At 63.2% G+C, this 18,133-nt stretch carries 16 protein-coding genes; 8 read left to right on the plus strand and 8 right to left on the minus strand.

Translation table 11 applies throughout. The features are described from left to right. Positions 1-146: 146 nt before the first annotated feature. Entirely contained in the window at positions 147-311 is a 165-nt protein-coding gene (locus tag EV686_RS18575) for a hypothetical protein (RefSeq protein ID WP_165972561.1), read from the minus strand. 66 nt (positions 312-377) lie between these two features. Next, the gene (locus EV686_RS09220) at positions 378-719 is read right to left on the minus strand and encodes a PRC-barrel domain-containing protein (protein WP_243650826.1); all 342 of its coding nucleotides are present in this window, start codon (positions 717-719) and stop codon (positions 378-380) included. A gap of 325 nt (positions 720-1,044) precedes the next feature. Here EV686_RS09220 and EV686_RS09225 point away from each other — a divergent pair, with 325 nt between their 5' ends. Continuing rightward, entirely contained in the window at positions 1,045-1,866 is an 822-nt protein-coding gene (locus tag EV686_RS09225) for an alpha/beta fold hydrolase (RefSeq protein ID WP_132476102.1), read from the plus strand. 426 nt (positions 1,867-2,292) lie between these two features. Next, positions 2,293-3,012 carry a Crp/Fnr family transcriptional regulator gene (locus EV686_RS09230; protein WP_132476105.1) on the plus strand — a complete coding sequence of 240 codons (720 nt, stop codon included), beginning with the start codon at positions 2,293-2,295 and terminating at the stop codon, positions 3,010-3,012. A gap of 292 nt (positions 3,013-3,304) precedes the next feature. On the opposite strand, the gene EV686_RS09235 is transcribed toward EV686_RS09230, so the two are convergent. Next, complete coding sequence (locus EV686_RS09235) at positions 3,305-3,517, minus strand: hypothetical protein (protein WP_132476108.1); 213 nt, start codon at positions 3,515-3,517, stop codon at positions 3,305-3,307. A 251-nt stretch (positions 3,518-3,768) separates the two neighbouring features. Between EV686_RS09235 and EV686_RS09240 the strand changes: the two genes are divergently transcribed. Continuing rightward, positions 3,769-4,083 carry a BON domain-containing protein gene (locus EV686_RS09240; RefSeq protein ID WP_132476111.1) on the plus strand — a complete coding sequence of 105 codons (315 nt, stop codon included), beginning with the start codon at positions 3,769-3,771 and terminating at the stop codon, positions 4,081-4,083. 28 nt (positions 4,084-4,111) lie between these two features. Beyond that, a complete protein-coding gene (locus EV686_RS09245) occupies positions 4,112-4,261 on the plus strand; it encodes a lmo0937 family membrane protein (protein ID WP_132476114.1) in 150 nt (49 codons plus the stop codon). An 87-nt stretch (positions 4,262-4,348) separates the two neighbouring features. Here EV686_RS09245 and cphA read toward each other — a convergent pair whose 3' ends face one another. From cphA to EV686_RS09270, 5 genes are all read right to left on the minus strand, one after another. Then, positions 4,349-6,931 carry a cyanophycin synthetase gene (gene cphA / locus EV686_RS09250; RefSeq protein WP_132476117.1) on the minus strand — a complete coding sequence of 861 codons (2,583 nt, stop codon included), beginning with the start codon at positions 6,929-6,931 and terminating at the stop codon, positions 4,349-4,351. 173 nt (positions 6,932-7,104) lie between these two features. Continuing rightward, a complete protein-coding gene (locus tag EV686_RS09255) occupies positions 7,105-9,309 on the minus strand; it encodes a cyanophycin synthetase (protein ID WP_132476121.1) in 2,205 nt (734 codons plus the stop codon). A gap of 125 nt (positions 9,310-9,434) precedes the next feature. Continuing rightward, the gene (locus tag EV686_RS09260) at positions 9,435-9,905 is read right to left on the minus strand and encodes a cyanophycin metabolism-associated DUF1854 family protein (RefSeq protein ID WP_132476124.1); all 471 of its coding nucleotides are present in this window, start codon (positions 9,903-9,905) and stop codon (positions 9,435-9,437) included. After that, positions 9,902-12,280 carry a cyanophycin metabolism-associated ABC transporter gene (locus tag EV686_RS09265; protein ID WP_132476127.1) on the minus strand — a complete coding sequence of 793 codons (2,379 nt, stop codon included), beginning with the start codon at positions 12,278-12,280 and terminating at the stop codon, positions 9,902-9,904. Before EV686_RS09265 ends, EV686_RS09260 begins: the two co-directional genes overlap by 4 nt. Before the next feature lie 164 nt (positions 12,281-12,444). Continuing rightward, positions 12,445-13,377 (minus strand): LysR family transcriptional regulator, encoded by a 933-nt coding sequence (locus tag EV686_RS09270; RefSeq protein WP_132476130.1) that lies wholly within the window; start codon positions 13,375-13,377, stop codon positions 12,445-12,447. A 626-nt stretch (positions 13,378-14,003) separates the two neighbouring features. Here EV686_RS09270 and EV686_RS09275 point away from each other — a divergent pair. From EV686_RS09275 to EV686_RS09290, 4 genes are read left to right on the plus strand one after another with little or no spacing between them, the layout of a single operon-like run. Continuing rightward, positions 14,004-15,575, plus strand: a complete 1,572-nt coding sequence (locus tag EV686_RS09275; protein WP_165972562.1) for a class I adenylate-forming enzyme family protein — start codon at positions 14,004-14,006, stop codon at positions 15,573-15,575. 2 nt (positions 15,576-15,577) lie between these two features. Beyond that, a complete protein-coding gene (locus EV686_RS09280; RefSeq protein ID WP_132476136.1) occupies positions 15,578-16,732 on the plus strand; it encodes a thiolase family protein in 1,155 nt (384 codons plus the stop codon). After that, on the plus strand, positions 16,729-17,145 hold the full coding sequence (locus EV686_RS09285; protein ID WP_132476139.1) for a Zn-ribbon domain-containing OB-fold protein: 417 nt from the start codon (positions 16,729-16,731) through the stop codon (positions 17,143-17,145). The genes EV686_RS09280 and EV686_RS09285 overlap by 4 nt, the downstream gene beginning before the upstream one ends. 13 nt (positions 17,146-17,158) lie before the next feature. Then, on the plus strand, positions 17,159-18,133 hold the full coding sequence (locus EV686_RS09290; RefSeq protein WP_132476142.1) for an ABC transporter permease: 975 nt from the start codon (positions 17,159-17,161) through the stop codon (positions 18,131-18,133).

An 18,133-nucleotide genomic window follows, 5' to 3' on the forward strand; every position in this document is an offset into this window, starting at 1 on the left:
CACCCCCCGGATCATGGACGACTGGGGGCAGGAATCATGCCGGACCTGGCTGGCCAGAGTCCCGACTATCTCGGGACAGGAAGATAGTAACGGGGTTGTCATGGCAGTTCCTCCTGCCCCGCCCGAAGGCAGGGGCGACGTACGCTTTACCGATAATTCACATTGGGATAGGCATTCTTCAGGTATTCGATCAGTTGGCGTTCCGTGCTGAGCGGATTCTGATGAAGCAGGATCTGGTGATTGCTCGACAACGGTTGCGTGATCGCAGGGATCGGCACGAGTGGCGCGGCTTGTCTGGTTTCGGTTTTCATGGCGTTTCCTCTTTGGGGCGGTGATCCGCAGGAAGGAGAGCCTGCCTGCGGAAGCGCTACCCCGGTTTATACGTACGTGCTGTGCGGCGTGGTGCCGTAGTAATCGTGAATGCTTTTTTCCCAGATGGGATCGGCCATGTCGGGCCACTGGTCTTTCTCGAAACCAGGGGCTTGCTTCAGGCGATCTTTGCTAGCGTCCAGGACAAAGCATTTCTTCGTGGTGTCCAGTGTCAGGGCGTTCCATGGCACGGCGAACAGCGAGGTGCCCATGCCCAGGAATCCACCGAATTCCAGCACGGCGTAGCTGACGCGGCCATGGCGCATATCCAGCATGATTTCCTTGATGTCGCCAAGTTTCTCTGCCTGCTTGTTGTAGACATCGTTGCCGATCAAGGTTTCGGCGCCCATGAGAGATGGTCCCGGACCAGTTTCATTACTGTTATGCGGCGCACTGGGCTGGAGTGATTTGTACATGCCGAAAGAATCTCGAGTTTCGTAGTTCATGGCGGATCTCAGTGAATTTGCTGCGGTTTTGTCAGGACATGCCACGATTGGCAAAGTCAGACGATACGCACTCACCGTACCTGCTCCGGCCGGATCGGTCTGTGCGGTACCCTACACAGCTGAACAATGAGGCTGCCGTGCGGTATTTTTCGCGCTGCTCTGTGCGCCATCAGACGGACGGGCTGTCGGCTTGCTGGGACACTTGAGCCAACGAACGGAGGTTCATGCCATGCATACAGTGACGACAAATGACAATACCCGCCTTTATGTCAAAGATTGGGGGGAGGGAAGTCCGATTATTCTGATTCATGGCTGGCCCCTGTCCGCCGACAGTTGGGACGCACAGGCGATGGCCTTGGCGCAGGCCGGGCACCGGGTCATCGCCTACGACCGGAGAGGTTTCGGGCGCTCCGGCCAGCCGTGGGAAGGCTATGACTATGACACGCTGGCCGACGATCTTTCCGCGGTGATTCAGCAGACCGGCCTGCAAGATGTCACGCTGGTAGGTTTTTCCATGGGCGGCGGCGAGGTGGCCCGTTATATGTCCCGCCACGGCGGCCGCTCGGTGTCCAAGGCCGCGCTGGTATCGTCGGTATTGCCGTTTCGGTTGCGCACCAGCGATAACCCAAGCGGAACGGAGCAGGCTGTGTTCGACAAGACGGAACGGGCGTTGATTGCAGACCGGGCCAAGTTTTTCACCGGCTTTTTCGACACGTTCTTTGGCGCCGCGCAGAACGGCCACATGATTAGCGGAGAATTGCTGGAATGGGCGCGCAGCGTCGCCATGCAAGCCAGCCTGAAAGCCACAATCGCCAGCCTGAAATCGTTTTCGTCCACGGATTTTCGCGGCGATCTGGCGGCGTTCAACATCCCCACGCTCATCGTTCACGGGACAGCGGACAAGACCGTTCCCATCGACCAGTCCAGCCGGCTCGCCGCCAGGGGCATCGAGCACAGTACGCTGATCGAATACGATGGCGCGCCGCATGGCCTGTTCGTAACCGACCAGGGGCGGTTGACCAAAGACTTGCTCGCATTTATGGCCTGGTGAGCCGGGCGATGGCGTCGCTTCGCGCTTTCGCATGGCGTTTGCGCGCATGACGGGCCCAGGCCTGCGGATAACATGCGGCTTCCCGCCGTGGGGGATATTGGTGCTATCCTAGCCATAGCTGCCGGTGGCGATCGACGCCCGGGTTGGCGCCTGCTTGCATAGGCCTTTTCATTGGCTGCAACCTTCAGCTGCACGCCGGGCTGGCTTGCCGCAGTCCATAGCCCTGGCTGGTATTCCAGGTTTTCCGCTTTACTTCTTTCTTGGCCGGTCTCTCTTGTGTGGCGATCGACGCATCTGGCGTTCTCGTCGCGGCCTACAGGTGTTTTCTGTGCAGCGCTCGTGGGGTATGTCATAGACAGCCAGTTGATGGCCTGATGCTGAACGCCATCGCTATGTTCTTCTCCGGGCGCCACTAAGGAGTGTCATATGCCTACTATGATGGATCCCCGGAGCAACAGCCTGCTCGCGGCGCTTCCAGAGGCCGAGTGGCTGCGGTTGAAGCCCATGCTCGAGCCGGTCGAGCTGCCGCTGGGCCGCGTGCTGTACGAGTCGGGCATGAAGTTAAGCCATGTCTATTTTCCTACCACCGCGATTGTCTCGCTTCTTTATGTGATGGTCAATGGCGCTTCGGCGGAAATCGCTGTGGTGGGCAGGGAGGGGCTGGTCGGCATTTCGTTGTTCATGGGCGGGGAAACCACCCCAAGCCGGGCCGTTGTGCAAAGCGCCGGCCATGGGTTCCGGCTCAGGGCTGACTGCATGAAGGACGAGTTCAACCGCGCCGGGCCTGTGCTGCACCTGCTGCTGCGCTATACCCAGGCCTTGCTCACCCAGATGGCGCAAACGGCGGTTTGCAACCGCCACCATTCTCTGGACCAGCAACTGTGCCGCTGGCTGCTTCTGAGCCTGGACCGGCTGTCTGGCGATGAAGTCGTGATGACCCAGGAATTGATCGCCAACATGCTGGGCGTGCGCCGCGAAGGGGTGACCGAGGCGGCCTCAAGGTTGCAGGCGGCGGGCTTGATCCGCTACGCGCGCGGCCACATATTCGTGCTTGACCGGCCAGGACTGGAAAGCCGCACCTGCGAATGCTATGCGGTGGTCAAGAAGGAATATGATCGTCTGCTTCCCAGGCAAGAGGCGCTCTGACGCGCTTAGTCCGCCAGTTCAAGCGCATGCGCCAAGCGTGAAGGCCGTTCGCCTGTCTCTTGCCGGGATGCGCTCGACATCGGCCTGGATGTCCGGGGCCACGTCAAAGGCCTGAGCCCGATGCAATACCGGATGCAGGCCTTCTTGTCTTGGCTTCCAATACCCAGCTTTTTCGAATCAGCTCATCTTGACCGCGCCACATCTGCGCCGTGCGGCGCATGGTGATGCAGAGCCAGCCGGGCAAAGCCGCTACCGATCAGCAACGTGCTGAGCGGCAAGCGGAAAGCGTACGTTACTGTGGGGTACGCTGCTTTTGCGGATCCGATTGCCCCAGCTTGTTCGAGGGGTCGGCCTTGTGCGGATCCGGTTGTCCGGGCTTGCCCGTGTGATCGGTCTTTTGCGGCTTTTGATCCTCATGGAACTTCTTTTCGGGCGAAGGCGATTGCTCCTGGTTGCGCTTGTCGGTTGCGCCTGGAGTCGGATTGTTTTGGTTGGGGAATGTCATGGGACTACCTCTTGTGTTGTTGTGGCCGATTGCCACCCTTTCAACATGCGCCCTAATCCCGTAACTGTCTATCGACCAGTTGAAACAGTTAATCTTTTCTCATTGATGCCGGCAGCCTTCAGTTGGCTCGTGTTCGCCAACGCACAGACGGGCGAAGAGATTGGTTCCATAGTGGAGCCATCCACGGTAGAAGCGCGACGCCGATCTGCGCAATGCCGCCACCGGAAACTCTGTGCATAAAGGTCAAAACCATGAAAGTTTCATACCGCTTCCCGATGCTCGTGCTGGCCGCGGCAGCTTTTGCGCTGCTCGTTGGCTGCTCTTCGACTTCCTCGCGGGAAAGTACCGGCCAATATCTGGACGATACCGCCATTACTGCCAAAGTCAAAGCCGCCATCTTCAATGAACCCACGCTGAAATCGGCGGAAATCAATGTCGAGACATACAAGGGCAGAGTACAACTGAGCGGATTCGTGAGCACACAAGCGGATATCAATACCGCCGTGTCCGTCACCAGGTCCGTCAGCGGCGTGACCTCTGTCAGAAATGACATGCGGCTGAAGTAAACAGCCGCTCCAAGTCAGGAGAATCATCATGCTATATACCGTTGCCGTCGCCATTTTCGTTCTTTGGCTGCTCGGCCTGGCCACCTCCACCACTCTTGGAGGCTATATCCATATTCTGCTATTGATCGCGCTTGCCGTCGTCGTGATCAGCTTCCTCAAGGGCCGACATCCTTTGTGACCATGCGCCGAAGCGCAAGTTTCGTTGTTCACGATTGGGTCAAGCTGCCATTGTCCGCATTCGCCCTTCTTCTACGAGGGAGTTTCTTCAGCGCCCGCACGCCCTTGCAATGTGTGCCAGCGCCGCTTCCACCTGATCAATCAGGATCAGGCACAGATCGTCCGGCCGCAGGCGCGCGAGCGCGGTATCGATGGCCAGAAATTCTCCATTGATTTCATCGACATGCCGGGTGCGGGCGGCCTGGGCCAGGCCCTGGCGCAGCAGGGCGACGACCTCGCCGTCGGCGCGGCCGCGCTGGCAGGCGTCCTGATAGAGCACGGCCTCGTCGAAGGCCTGGCCCAGGATTTCGGTCTGCCTGCGGATATCCTCGTCGCGCCGGTCGCCGGCGCCGCTGATGACCACCAGGCGGCGGGCCGCCGGCATCGCTTCCACGGCCCGCACCAGCGCCTCGATGGCATCGGGATTGTGGCCGTAATCGGCGATCAGCGTTGCGCCCCTGTAGTCGAACACGTTGAAGCGGCCGGGCGCGGTCACCGCGTCGCTGACGAAGCCGGCCAGGGCCTGTTCGATGATGTCCCACGACAGGCCCAGGGCCCAGCCGGCGGCCGTGGCCGCCATGGCGTTCTCGACCTGGAAGCCGACGCTGCCGTTGCGGGTCAGCGGAATCCGGCTGAAAGGAATGGCATGTTTCTCGCGGCCGTCCTGGCAGACCAGCGCGCCGGACTCGGCATAGACGACGCGCCGGTTCTGCGCGCGGTGCGTGGCCAGCACCGGGTTGGCCTTGTCGCGCGCGAAGAAGATCACATCGCCGGGACAGTGGCCGGCCATGCCGGCGACCACGGGGTCGGCGGCGTTGAGCACTGCGGTGCCGCCGGGGGCGACGTTTTCCACGATGACGCGCTTGACCACGGCCAGCTCGTCGACGGTGGTGATGTAGTTCAGGCCCAGGTGGTCGCCCTGGCCGATGTTGGTGACCACGGCCACGTCGCACATATCGAAGCCCAGGCCTTCGCGCAGCACGCCGCCGCGCGCCGTTTCCAGTACGGCGGCGTCCACGTCAGGGTGCATCAGCACATTGCGCGCGCTGCGCGGACCTGAGCAGTCGCCTGTATCTATGCGCCTGCCTTGCACGTAGATGCCGTCGGTGCTGGTCATGCCGACGCGCTTGCCGCCGGCTTCGAAAATTCGGCCGATCAGGCGGCTGGTGGTGGTCTTGCCGTTGGTGCCGGCGATGGCGACGAGCGGGATGCGGCCATTGTCCGGCGCTCCGTTCGGGCCGTTGCGGAACATCATGTCGATGATGGCCTCGCCCACCGCGCGGCCTTTGCCGAAGGAAGGATCCAGATGCATGCGCAGTCCGGGCGCCGCGTTGACCTCGACGATGCCGCCCTGCTGTTCTTCCAGCGGACGCAGGATGGTTTCGCAGACGACATCGATGCCGGCGATGTCCAGGCCGACCGTCTGGGCGGCGGCGATGGCGGCGGCGGCCAGTTCCGGATGCACGTCGTCGGTCACGTCGGTGGCAGTGCCGCCGGTGGACAGATTGGCGTTGTCGCGCAGGGCGACGCGCGCACCCAGCGGCGGCACCGAGTCGGCGCTATAGCCTTGTTCGGCCAGGCGGCCGAGGGCGACCTCATCGAAACGGATCTTGGTCAGCGAAGTGGAGTGGCCGTCCGAGCGGCGTGGGTCGCTGTTGACGATGTCCACCAGCTCGCGGACCGTATGCGCGCCGTCGCCGACGATTGTCGGGGGATCGCGCCGGGCGGCGGCGATCAGCTTGTTGCCGATGACCAGGATGCGCCAGTCGTGGCCGGGCAGGTAGCGCTCGACCATGATGTCGTCGTACAGATCGCTGGCCAGCCTGTAGGCCGCGCGCACCCGCTCTTCGTTGTCCAGATTGACTGAAATGCCTTTTCCCTGGTTGCCGTTCTGCGGTTTGACGACGACAGGCAGGCCCACTTCCTGCGCCGCGCGCCAGGCATCGTCCTCGTCTTCGACGGGACGGCCGATCGGCACAGGTACGCCGGCCGCATGCAGCAGACGCTTGGTCAGTTCCTTGTCCTGTGCGATGGATTCGGCGATGGCGCTGGTCAGGCTGGTTTCGGCGGCCTGGATGCGTTTCTGTCTGCTGCCCCAGCCGAACTGCACCAGACTGCCGCGCGTCAGCCGGCGGAATGGGATGCCGCGCGCCTGCGCCGCCGAGACGATGGCGCTGGTGGAAGGACCGAGCCGGATATCCTCGTTCAGCTCGCGCAGTTCCCCGAGCGCGCCCGCGAGATCGAACGGCGTGTCGTTCAGCGCCGCCAGGCACAACTGCTCGGCCCGTTCGAAGGCCAGCCGCCCAACGTCTTCTTCGGTGTATTCCACGACCACCTGGTAGACGCCGGCGTCGATGGTCCGGGTCGTGCGGCTGAACGTCACCGGACAGCCGGCCTGAGCCTGCAGGCCCAGCGCGGCGAATTCCAGCACGTGCGCCAGGGACACGGGATCGAGGGAGTCGTCGGGAACCAGGTGGCCGACTTCGGGAAAGCGCTCGCGCAGGCGGGCTTCGAAGCCGGGGAGCTGCTCGATGGCGCACTCGGCGCCCTGGCAGGTGACGATGGCCTGGATGGCCGTGCGCCGGCTCCACAGATTGGGGCCGCGCAATGCGCGGATGCGGGAAATATCCATGACGCCTGTTCTTCTATCCTGTTTTTCCGGTCGGTCTCGTGAAATGTTCGTGAGTCACTCCCGCCTGAAGTCGGGAGCTTCCTCGCCACAATACGGGGGCGCCTTCGGCGCCTTAAAAACACTGCCTCGCTCGACCTCGTCGTAAACGACGAGGCTTGCGCTTTGGCGCGTGGTCAAACGCGCGCGACGGCGGGCTCGGGCAATTCCAGGCCGTAGGTCTTGATGCCGGTGGCGATCACTTCCTGCGTCAGGTCCAGGGCCCAGCCGGCGGCAACGGCGGCCAGCACGGCGGCGATGTCCTCCGACCGTTCGTCCTGGCCGATCATCGGCACGTCGCACGGACGGCACAGCCGGATTTCGTCGTTGCCGACGGCCAGCGCGATGCGCCCGTCGACAACGAAGACGCCGCGCTCACCTCGGCCCAGATGGGCGTCCAGCGTGGCGTTCCGGCGGTCGGATGCGAAAAAGATCACTTTGCCGTCGCAGAGCCCGGCCAGGCCGGAAACCCGCTCGTCCTCGGCATTGAGCACGGCGCAGCCGGACGGCAGCACGACGTCGACCTGGGTGCGGTAAATGGCGCGCGGCGTCGTGTAGTACTCGCCGCCATCCGGCTGGACATCCCAGTGCGACAGATCCTCGGCGTGCGGCAGGATGTTGGTGACGATGCCGACGGAGCAGCGGTCGTAGGCCAGGCCCTCGCCCAGGATCAGTGCTGCGCTGCTTTCGATGACGGCGGCGTCGACAGCGCTGTTGAGCAGCAGGCGATGGCCGGCCGCCCAGTTGACGGCATTGCTTTTCTGCACTTGCCGGCGTCCCAGGTACACCCCGTCGGCGCAGGCCAGGCCGGTATGCCGGCCGGCCAGAAACAGCATGTGCGCGACCAGACGGGCGACCGGAGTGCGCCCCTGCGTGCCGCAGACGCCGACCAGCGGAATGCGGCCGCTTTCCTGCGGCGCGAACAGGTTGGCGACGATGGCCTGGCCGACCGGCCGCGTCTTGCCTTCGCCGGGCTTGATGTGCATCAGCAGGCCGGGACCGGCATTGACTTCGACGATGGCTCCGCCCTGTTCGGCCAGCGGCCTGCCGATGTTCTCGCAGACCAGGTCGATGCCGGCGATGTCCAGGCCTACGACGCGGGCGGCCAGTGCCGCGGCCTCGGCGGTGTCGGGGTGGACTTCGTCGGTGCAGTCGAAGGCGTGGTTGGCATTGCGCTGGATCAGCACGACCCGGTCCGGCGCCGGGACAGCCTCGGGGCTCAGGCCCTGGCGTTCCAGCTCGATGCCGGCGGCGGTGTCGATCCGGACGATGGACAGGGGATGCATCTCTGTGGCGCCGCGGCGAGGGTCGCTGTTGATCTGGCTGTCGATCAGTTGCCGGACGGTCTGCCGGCCATCGCCGGTGACGGTGATGAAGTCGCTGCGGTTGGCGGCGACCAGGCGGCCGCCGACGATCAGCAGGCGGTGCTCGATGCCGGCGATGGAGCGCTCGACCAGCACGCCCGAGCCTTCCTCCACGGCGATGGCGTAGGCCTTGGCCACTTCCTCCGGGCTTTTCAGGTCGATGAACACGCCGCGCCCGTGGTTGCCGTCGACCGGCTTGACCACGACGGGAAAGCCGATGTCGCCGGCGGCTTCGATGGCATCCTCGGCGCTGGCGACTTCGCGGCCTTCGGGCACCGGAACGCCGACCGAGCCGATCAGCTGCTTGGTCAGGTCCTTGTCGCGTGAGATGGCTTCGGCGATGGCGCTGGTCCGGTCGGTTTCCGCCGTCCAGATGCGGCGCATCGCGGCGCCGTAGCCGAGCTGAACGAGGTTGCCGTCGTCGAGCAGGCGGATGTGCGGAATCTTGCGTTCTTCTGCGGCCTGGACGATGGCTGCGGTGGATGGGCCGAGATACTTGCGGTCCACCAGGCGGCGCAGCGGCCTGAGCGCTTCGGCCACATCGAACGGCGTATCGTGGATGGCGGCCAGCAGCAGCTCGCGGCCGATCTCCAGCGCCAGACGGGAGCATTCCTCGTGGAAATTGCTGACCACCAGTTTGTAGACGCCGCGCTCGCTGGTTTCGCGGGTGCGGCCGAAACCGTCCGGCAGCCCCGCCAGCACCATCAGTTCGATGACGATGTGCTCGAGGATATGCCCGGCCCAGGTGCCTTCCCGCAGGCGGCGCAGGAAGCCGCCGCGCTCGTCGTAGTTGCAGCGGTGCTCGACCAGCGACGGCATCCAGGACGAAAGCCGCTCGTAGAGTCCGGGGATCTTGTTGGAGGGAAAGTCCTCCAGGTCGCCGATGTCTATCCAGGCTTCGATCGACGGATGATAGGTCCAGATGCTGGGACCGCGCAGCGAAATCGTGTTTCGGAAAACAACGTCATGCGTCTTCATGCTGGCTGGACCCGGTGATTCCTGGAATCTGTTGATGGGCTGTTCTGCGCATTATCTGCGCTTTCCCCGAGCGGCGGATTGCCGATAAAAAGAATAATTTGATACTTTTCATGACAGGATCGAAATCACAGAAAACGATCGAGCAGCTTCTTGCTGCGCCGGTCCAGCGCGCCCACATCCCGCACCAGGAAATGGATGCCGTGACTATCTGCGATCAGCAGCCGCGTGCGGCTCAGGCGGCGGATGTCGTCTTCGCCCTTCAGCCTCAGATCGGCCGGCCCGCGGTCGGTCAGCACCCGCCAGGTGCTCGGGCAGATGAAGCCGGATACCTCGACGATGCGCTGGATCTCGGGCATGAACTCGCGGGATGCGAGCTCCTCTTCGATCAGGGCTCGCGCCGGCGCCGGAAGATCGGACAGATGCTCGGCCCAGGCGATTTCGCGGCCTTCCGCGCTGACCAGGGACAGTCCTTCGTCCGGGGCGGCGATGGGGAAAGCCCGCACCGGCGTGACGCCGGCATGGCGCGCGCCGCCGGCCGTCGTCAGGACAAGACGGCCGAAAGCATCCCGCTGCAGGTCGAAAGAGGCGTCCGTCATGATGGCTCCGGGGCGGGTGCGACGGGCGTGGGCCGTTCGACTTCGTTGAATGCAGAGACATCCTCCCCGCCGTCGGCGGTGCGCGCCTGCGCCATGTAGAGTTTGTGGTAGTGGCCTTCGGCGGCCATCAGCCGGTCGTGATCGCCGATCTCGACGATCCGGCCGCGGTCCATGACCACCAGCCGATCGGCCTTGCGCAGCGTGGACAGGCGGTGGGCGATGGCGATGGTGGTGCGCCCCTGGACCAGGTTGTCGAGCGCCTTCTGGATTTCCTTCTCGGTCTCGGTGTCGACCGCCGAGGTGGCCTCGTCCAGGATCAGGATGCGAGGATCGATCAGCAGCGCGCGGGCGATGGAGATGCGCTGGCGTTCTCCGCCCGACAGGCCCTGGCCGCGTTCTCCGACCAGGGAGTCGTAGCCGTGCGGCAGGCGCAGGATGAACTCATGCGCATGGGCGGCGCGGGCCGCGGCGACGATCTCGGCGCGCGTGGCCTCGGGCTTGCCGTACGCGATGTTCTCGGCGATCGTCCCGAAGAACAGGAACGGCTCCTGCAGCACCAAGCCGATGTGCCGGCGGAACTCGGCCACCGGCACCGAGCGCACATCGATGCCGTCTATCAGCACCTGTCCCTCGGTCACGTCGTAGAAGCGGCAGATCAGGTTGACCAGCGTGGACTTGCCGGAACCGGAGTGCCCGACCAGGCCTATCATTTCGCCCGGTCGGATGCTCAGGTCCACGTCCTTGGCGACGGCTCGGGTGCCATAGCGGAAGCCGGCACGCTTCAGCTCGATGCGGCCGACCACCTTGTCCAGGTGTACCGGATTGGCCGGCTCGGGCACGCTGGAAACATGGTCGAGAATGTCGAAGATGCGCTTGGTCGAGGACGCGGCCCGCTGCGTTGCCGACACGATGCGGCTCATCGAGTCCAGGCGCGTATAGAAACGGCCGATATAGGCGAGAAAGGCGGTCAGCACGCCGACGGAGGAATCCCCCCGGGCGATCTGCCAGATGCCGAACACCCAGACGACCAGCAGGCCGATCTCCGTGAGCAGCGTCACGGTCGGGGTGAACAGCGACCAGGTCCGGTTCAGCTTGTCGTTCATCGCCAGGTTGTGTTCGTTGGCGGCGCGAAAGCGTTCGGCCTCGCGCTTTTCCTGGGCAAAGGCCTTGACCACGCGGATGCCGGGAATGGTGTCGGCCAGCACGTTGGTCACCTCGGCCCAGACGCGGTCGATCTTCTCGAACCCGGTGCGCAGGCGCTCGCGTACCAGATGGATCAGCCAGGCGATGATGGGCAGCGGCAGCAGCGTGACCAGCGCCAGCCATGGGTTGATCGAGAACAGGATCACCGAAGTCATGGCGATCATCAGCACGTCGGTGGCGAAATTGAGCAGGTCGAGCGACAGGAAAATGTTGATCCGGTCGGTCTCGTTGCCCAGACGCGCCATCAGGTCGCCGGTGCGCTTGCCGCCGAAATACTCCAATGACAGGCCGAGCAGATGGTCATAGGTATGGGTACGCAGGTCGCGGCCGATGCGTTCCGACACCAGGGCCAGAATGTAGGTGCGCAGCCAGCCGAGCACCCAGGCGAGCAGCGCCGCGCCCAGCAGGCCGCCCAGGTACATGCCGACCAGCGGCCAGTCGATGGGCTTGCCGTTCTGGAACGGGATCAGCACGTTGTCCATCAGCGGCATGGTCAGGTAGGGCGGCACCAGCGTCGCGGCGGTCGAGGCCAGCGTCAGCACGAAGCCGATGAACAGCTGCCAGCGATACGGCCGGGCGAAGCGCCAGAGGCGCAGCAGCGTCCAGGTCGATGGCGTGGCGGAGGTTTCCCGTGTGCAGACCGGGCATTCTTCCTCGCCGGGAGGCAGGGGGGTCTTGCACTTGGGACAGGCGTCCTCGGCCGGCCGCCGGGCCGGCGCGCCGTTTTCCAGGCTGTCGCGGCACAGTTCGAACTCCGAGATGACGCCCAGGGTTGCGAGATTGCGGCCCAGCGTATAACGCCAGCAGGCCAGTCTTCCCCTGTAGTCGAGGAGTTCGAGCAGGCCGACGCCGGCATGGTCGTGATGGTCGAGGCGCAGCCCGGCCCGCAGCGGCCAGCTTTGCCATGAAGTGTCGTGAGGAGCGCGGGCCAGCAAGCGCCGGTCGGTGACGGCGACCAGGCCGTCGGCAAAATGCAATTGCCCGTCGAGGTCGGTTTCTAGGCAAGCCCGTACCTGTTCGCCGTCCTGCAGGACGGCGGATAGTTCGTCGGCGAAATGCGCCGGTACGGCGAATGGGGAAACGCCGGAGGTATCCGTTGAAAGCGATGCAGCGGTCGTCACGCGAAAATCACCTGAAAATACCCTGGGGCTCCCTGGAGGAATCCGGTGCATGGCCGCTCATGCAACTGCATGGACTCGATCTCTGCACTGAGGGCGCGTAGATTAGCGCTGTTTCAGGCCGTCGGGTAAAAAAGTGGTGGGTTTGCGTGGTTTATGTGGCTGGCGCGATACAAACCGGGGCATGCCGGAAACCCCGCGCTCGTCTCAGCGTCCCATCAGCGCAGCAGCGAAGTCCCCAGCTGCTCTTCCAGCAGGCGGTCGTATTGGTCCAGGGCAGCCTTGATTTCCGTCACGAGGATATTCGCAAGCGGGTTGCTGGCGCGATAGCGGGGCCAGATCAATTGATAGTTGTAGTTCACCGAGGGCGAGAAGGGTTTCATGACCAGTTCTTCCTGCCGCAGGATGTGCATGGCGGTGTAGGGGTCCACCAGGGATACGGCATTCAGGTGCTTGGCCAGGGTACAGGCTACATGGCTGTTGGAGGCGTTGGCCATGCAGCGGGGCCGGACATTGAGGTCTTCGAACACCTTGTCGATCACTTCCCGCATGCTGCCGTCCTTGACGAAGGCAATGAAAGGCTCTCCGTCCAGGTCCTTTGCATTGATGTGCGTCCTGGCTGCGAGCCTGTGGTTCCTGGGCATGATACAGACCGCGTGGATGGTGCCGAGCGCCTCTTTGGAGACGGCCTCGTGCTCCATGGTCGTGGAGACGATGCCGAAATCGATCTGCTGGGCGATGGCCCACTGCATGATCTTGCTCGAGCTCCTGGCGCGGAAGGTGACGTCGGTGTTGGGGCGGGAGCGGAGGATCTTGCCGACCGACGAGGGAATGATGTGCAGGCCGAGCGCCATGATGCTGGCGACGGACAGCGAGCCGGCATGCAGCGCCCGAAGCTCTTCGGCGACCAGCGTGATGTTGTTGAACTCGGCCAGCAGGCGGCGCGCTTCCTTGTATAGAAAATGCGCTTCCGAGGTGGGAACGATGCGGCGATGCTCCCTGTCGAACAGGTTGAGCCTGGTGTCCTGTTCGAGAGAGGAAATGATCTTGCTGACCGCCGGCTGGGACAGGCACAGGCGTTCCGCGGCCATGCTGATCGAACCGGTCTCCACGGCTGCGCAAAAGGCTTTCAGCTGCTGTACTGTAACCATTCTTTCCTTGCCGGGCCGCAGTGCCGAAAATACCGGAAGCGGCCAGAGAGGGCATGAGCATTATCGTCCGCGAGTGTAAGTCATATTGCCGCAGCCGTGTTGCCGTTTGACCACGCGCCAAAGCGCAAGCCTCGTCGTTCACGACGAGGTCGAGCGAGGCCAGCCTATACCGGCGCCACAGGCGCCCCCGTATTGTGGCGAGGAAGCTCCCGACTTCAGGCGGGAGTGACTCACTTTCGAATAATCTGTGGTTATGGAAAGATCAAAATATATCAATTGACCCCCAGGGCGGCGATGGCGTTCAATCATTCCCATAACACGAGAATTCAAAAATAATGCCGGAGACAAGGAATATGCGCCTCATCCATTTATTTTCCACCTGACGGAAATCGGGCACCCGCCTCGCCCGCGACGCTTCTTCACGCTTTTTGTTTTTGCCGTTTCTTTAATAGGGATGGCGGGTGAATTGCGTCCCGCGCGAGCGGTATTCCGGTATTCATTCGATCGATCGATTTTCGCTATTCGCCGTTCCGGATATGGGGTGCGGCATGGCGCGGGTTTTGTCGCGCTCGATTTTTCGTGGATTTGAAAACTGGCCTTGGAATATGAAAGTAGCTGGGGAGAAAATGGAAATTCCGTTCACCAATATCGGACACCTGGTCGATCACGCGGCCGTGCAATACCGGGACAGGCTTTTCTGGCAGTCGATAGACGACGATGTCAGCCTGACGTTCGCCGGGCTCGCGTCCGACTCCGTGTCGGTGGCGCGCGCACTGCATGGCATCGGCGCGAGAAAGGGCGATCACATTGCCGTGATGATGCCCAGCGTTCCGGAATTCTTCATCGTCTGGGTGGCGATCGCCCGCCTGGGGGCGGTGGCGGTGCCGATCAATTATCAGTACACGGTGGCCGAACTCGAATATGTCCTGAAGGACAGCAATACGCGGTTCATGGTGGTGGAGCATGAGCGTATCGGTCTCATCGACGAACTGAACGCCGGCGGGAAAGCGCTCATTCCCGAAGATCGCATCGTCCTGCACGGCGGATCCCGGAAGGGAATGCATGACTGGACGGCGCTGCTCGAAGCCGGCAGGATTTCGGACGTGGAGATGCCGGCGGTCGCGCTCGACGATCTGCTCACCATCCAGTACACCTCGGGAACGACCGGCTTTCCCAAGGGCTGCATGCTGCCCCATGATTACTGGCTCGTGCTTGGCGCCGTGCGCTCCGGGCAGTTCGGCCTGCCGCACCGCCTCCTCGTCGACAAGCCGCTTTCCTATATGGGAGGCATCTGGCGCCTGCTGATGTGCCTGTTCCTGGGCGCCACCGGATGCGTCGCCCGGCGGTTCACGCTGTCCGGCATGCAGCAGCGCATCGTCGACAACGAGATCGATTTCTTCTCTGTGACCGATCCGGTCGCCAAGCTGCCGGATCATCCCGGCATCGCCGGCATGAAATTCACTTGCATCACGGCGAGCGGCCTGAACAAGGACGCCCATCTTGCCATCGAGAAGAAGTACGGCGCCCCAGTGCGGGAGATGTACGGAATGACCGAAATCGGCTCGGCCACCTATGTGCGGTACGACGATGCCGCCATGAGCGGTTCGGGTTCGTGCGGAAAGGTCGCTCCCCTCAGGGAATGCCGGGTCGTGGGCCCGGACGGAAAGGACGTGGCGCCCAACGTGCCGGGCGAACTGTGGGTGCGCGGCCGGGGATTGTTCAAGGGCTATTACAACAAGGAAGAGGCGACTAGAGCTGCTTTCGCCGGCGACTGGTTCCGGACCGGCGACGTCTTCCGCCAGGACGAGAACGGCTACTTCTACATCCTGGGACGCATCAAGGATTCGATCCGCCGCAGCGGGGAGAACATTTCCAGCCACGAAGTCGCCGCGGCCGTGACGTCGCATCCCGGAGTCCTCGAGGTGGCCGTGGTGGGCGTTCCCGATGCGTTCCGGGGCGAGGAGGTGAAGGCGTTCATCCTCCTGCAGCCGGGAATCGATGAAAAGGATGTGGCGCCTGATCGCATCATCGGACATTGCGAAGGCCTGCTGGCTGCATTCAAGGTGCCCCGTTATCTGCAGTACGTTCCGAGTTTGCCCCGCACCAGTTCGGGAAAAATCGCCATCAACGCATTGAAAACCGAAGAAGCCTTTACCAAGGGACCCGTTTTCGACCGCACACAGAATAAATGGATCTGAACATGACAGGCCTTTCCAGAGATATCGGCATCATCGGCTATGGCAGCGCGCGCTATGACAAGAAACCCCGGCAGAGCCTGTTCGGGTACATGGCCGAGGCGGCGCGCAATGCCCTGGCCAGCGCGGGCGTGGCCAAGCACGAAGTCGACGGCCTTGCCGCGGACATGACCAACACGCCGGATACGGCGGTCACCATGGCGGAGTATTTCGGCCTGACCACCACCTGGTCCCATTCCGGCAGTTCCGGAGGCACAGGCGCGCTGCTATCCGTGGCCCGGGCCATCCGCGCGGTGGAGGAAGGCCAGGCGAACTATGTGCTTTGCATCGGTGCGGGCGCCCAGGATGTGGCGGCGTTCAAGCAGCGCGTCACCCGGTTCAACTCGGCGATCATGGACTACATGATGCCCCACGGCTTCGGAGGCATGCCGGGCATCTTCGCGCTCATCCAGCGCAAGCACATGGAAACCTACGGGACGACCCGCGCGCAACTGGGACGCGTCTCGGTGGACCTGAGGGCGAATGCGCGCCAGAACGATGCCGCGCTGTTGCGCGGCCCTATGGAGCTGGACGATTATTTGAACGCGCCGGTCATTGCCGATCCGCTGGGCCTCTATGACTGTGTCATGCCTTGTTCCGGAGGCGAAGCCGTCCTGGTCGGGCCGCTGGACCGCGTGCCCCGGGAAAAAGGAGTGCGCATGCTGTCGGTGCGCGAGTCGAACAATTATCCCGCCAACCAGATCGTGCCGCTGAACGGCGGGTGGGAAGCGTTCCGCGACGATATGTACGGCCAGGCGGGTTATGGGCCGTCGGATATGGATTTCGTGCAGCTTTACGACGACTTCCCCATCATGGCCGCCATACAGATCGAGGACCTCGGGTTCTGCCCCAAGGGGGAAGTCGGGCGTTTCCTCGAAGACAACCGCCTGACCTTCGACGGCAGCTTCCCCGTCAATACCGGCGGAGGCCAGTTGTCCTGCGGCCAGGCGGGCGGATCGGCCGGCCTGCTCAGTGTCGTCGAGGCGACGCGCCAGCTGCGGGGAGAAGGAGAGCGCCGCCAAGTGCCTGGCGCCAGGCGCGGCGTCGTTTCAGGATTTGGAATGATTTCATTCGGGCGCGGACTTGCCGCCGCGGCCGCCGTCATGGAGCAGAATCGATGAGCCATCTCGCCACCCCTTATCCGCAGCCGGAGCGCAACGACTTCAATGCCCCCATGCTGGACGCCTGGACCCGAGGCGAACTGTGCCTGCAGCAATGCAAGGCCTGTCATCACAAAGTTTATTTTCCCCGGCTGCAGTGCCCGGAATGCTGGTCCGCCGAGCTGGAATGGAAGACCTTGTCCGGCCGGGGAAAGATCGTGTCGTTCGCCATCGTGCACAAGCACGTGCATGCCTCCTTTGCGGAGGAGGCGCCCTCGGTGTTCGCCGAGATCCTCCTCGAGGAAGGCTGGCCCATGCTGGCGAGGGTCATCGCGGATCCGCCCGGCAAGGTGAAGACCGGCATGCAGGTCGAGCTGGTGCCGGCGGCGCAGGCGGGGCGCTTCCCCCTGCCCACTTTCCAGCTTCGCGCTTAGGTCGAGGTCGGCCATGAACTCCCAACCGCTGGCAAGACTCGTCCAGGCGTTCCTGGTCATGCTGGCCATGACCGTGATCGTGTTCATCGGCATCCATTTGATCGGCAACCCCGTCGATATCCTGATCTCTCCCGAGGCGGACCAGATGGAGCGCGACCGCATGATGTCCACCTTCGGGATGGACAAGCCGCTGTGGACGCAGTACGGAATCTTCCTCATGAACGCCCTGCAGGGCGATCTGGGCACGAGCTTCGTCTACAACCTGCCCGCGATCGACGTGGTGCTGTCGCGGCTGCCCGCCACGCTCGAACTCGCTCTCGTTGCGTTGCTGCTGGCGGTGGTGATCGGCATTCCGCTGGGGCTGTATTGCGGCCTGCGTCCCGATTCTCCCGTGTCGCGCTTCATCATGGCATTTAGCATCCTGGGATTCTCGCTGCCGGGATTCTGGATGGGCCTGATCCTGATCATGGTCTTTGCCGTGGAGCTGGGCTGGCTTCCGAGCACGGGCCGCGGCGACACGGTGGAGTTCCTGGGCGTGCAATGGTCCTTCCTCACCTGGAACGGGCTGAGCCACATGCTGCTGCCGGCCATCAACCTGGCCATGTTCAAGCTTTCCATGGTGTTGCGCCTGACCCGCGCCGGAGTGACCGAAACCCTGTCCACGGACTACATCAAGTTTGCGCGCGCCCGCGGCCTTTCCCCGCAGCGGATCGTCGGCGTCCACGTGCTCAAGAACATCATGATTCCGCTGGTGACCATCATCGGCATGGAGTTCGGCTCCACCGTGGCTTTCGCCATCGTTACGGAGACCGTCTTCGCCTGGCCGGGCATCGGGAAGCTCATCATCGACAGCATCAACGTCCTGGACCGGCCGGTCATCGTCGCGTACCTGATGATCGTGGTGTCCCTGTTCGTTCTGCTGAACTTCCTGGTGGATCTCACGTATTACGCGCTCGATCCCAGGGCGCGCAGGGGAGGGAGGGCATGA

The sequence above is a fragment of the Paracandidimonas soli genome, from assembly GCF_004342005.1.
Taxonomy (GTDB): domain Bacteria; phylum Pseudomonadota; class Gammaproteobacteria; order Burkholderiales; family Burkholderiaceae_B; genus Paracandidimonas; species Paracandidimonas soli.

Excerpts from the sequence above, each read along its gene's own strand:
- EV686_RS18575 (WP_165972561.1), bottom strand. The coding sequence starts at position 311 with ATGAAAACCGAAACCAGACAAGCCGCGCCACTCGTGCCGATCCCTGCG.
- EV686_RS09220 (WP_243650826.1), bottom strand. The coding sequence starts at position 719 with ATGGGCGCCGAAACCTTGATCGGCAACGATGTCTACAACAAGCAGGCA.
- EV686_RS09225 (WP_132476102.1), top strand. The coding sequence starts at position 1,045 with ATGCATACAGTGACGACAAATGACAATACCCGCCTTTATGTCAAAGAT.
- EV686_RS09230 (WP_132476105.1), top strand. The coding sequence starts at position 2,293 with ATGCCTACTATGATGGATCCCCGGAGCAACAGCCTGCTCGCGGCGCTT.
- EV686_RS09235 (WP_132476108.1), bottom strand. The coding sequence starts at position 3,517 with ATGACATTCCCCAACCAAAACAATCCGACTCCAGGCGCAACCGACAAG.
- EV686_RS09240 (WP_132476111.1), top strand. The coding sequence starts at position 3,769 with ATGAAAGTTTCATACCGCTTCCCGATGCTCGTGCTGGCCGCGGCAGCT.
- EV686_RS09245 (WP_132476114.1), top strand. The coding sequence starts at position 4,112 with ATGCTATATACCGTTGCCGTCGCCATTTTCGTTCTTTGGCTGCTCGGC.
- cphA (WP_132476117.1), bottom strand. The coding sequence starts at position 6,931 with ATGGATATTTCCCGCATCCGCGCATTGCGCGGCCCCAATCTGTGGAGC.
- EV686_RS09255 (WP_132476121.1), bottom strand. The coding sequence starts at position 9,309 with ATGAAGACGCATGACGTTGTTTTCCGAAACACGATTTCGCTGCGCGGT.
- EV686_RS09260 (WP_132476124.1), bottom strand. The coding sequence starts at position 9,905 with ATGACGGACGCCTCTTTCGACCTGCAGCGGGATGCTTTCGGCCGTCTT.
- EV686_RS09265 (WP_132476127.1), bottom strand. The coding sequence starts at position 12,280 with ATGCACCGGATTCCTCCAGGGAGCCCCAGGGTATTTTCAGGTGATTTT.
- EV686_RS09270 (WP_132476130.1), bottom strand. The coding sequence starts at position 13,377 with ATGGTTACAGTACAGCAGCTGAAAGCCTTTTGCGCAGCCGTGGAGACC.
- EV686_RS09275 (WP_165972562.1), top strand. The coding sequence starts at position 14,004 with ATGGAAATTCCGTTCACCAATATCGGACACCTGGTCGATCACGCGGCC.
- EV686_RS09280 (WP_132476136.1), top strand. The coding sequence starts at position 15,578 with ATGACAGGCCTTTCCAGAGATATCGGCATCATCGGCTATGGCAGCGCG.
- EV686_RS09285 (WP_132476139.1), top strand. The coding sequence starts at position 16,729 with ATGAGCCATCTCGCCACCCCTTATCCGCAGCCGGAGCGCAACGACTTC.
- EV686_RS09290 (WP_132476142.1), top strand. The coding sequence starts at position 17,159 with ATGAACTCCCAACCGCTGGCAAGACTCGTCCAGGCGTTCCTGGTCATG.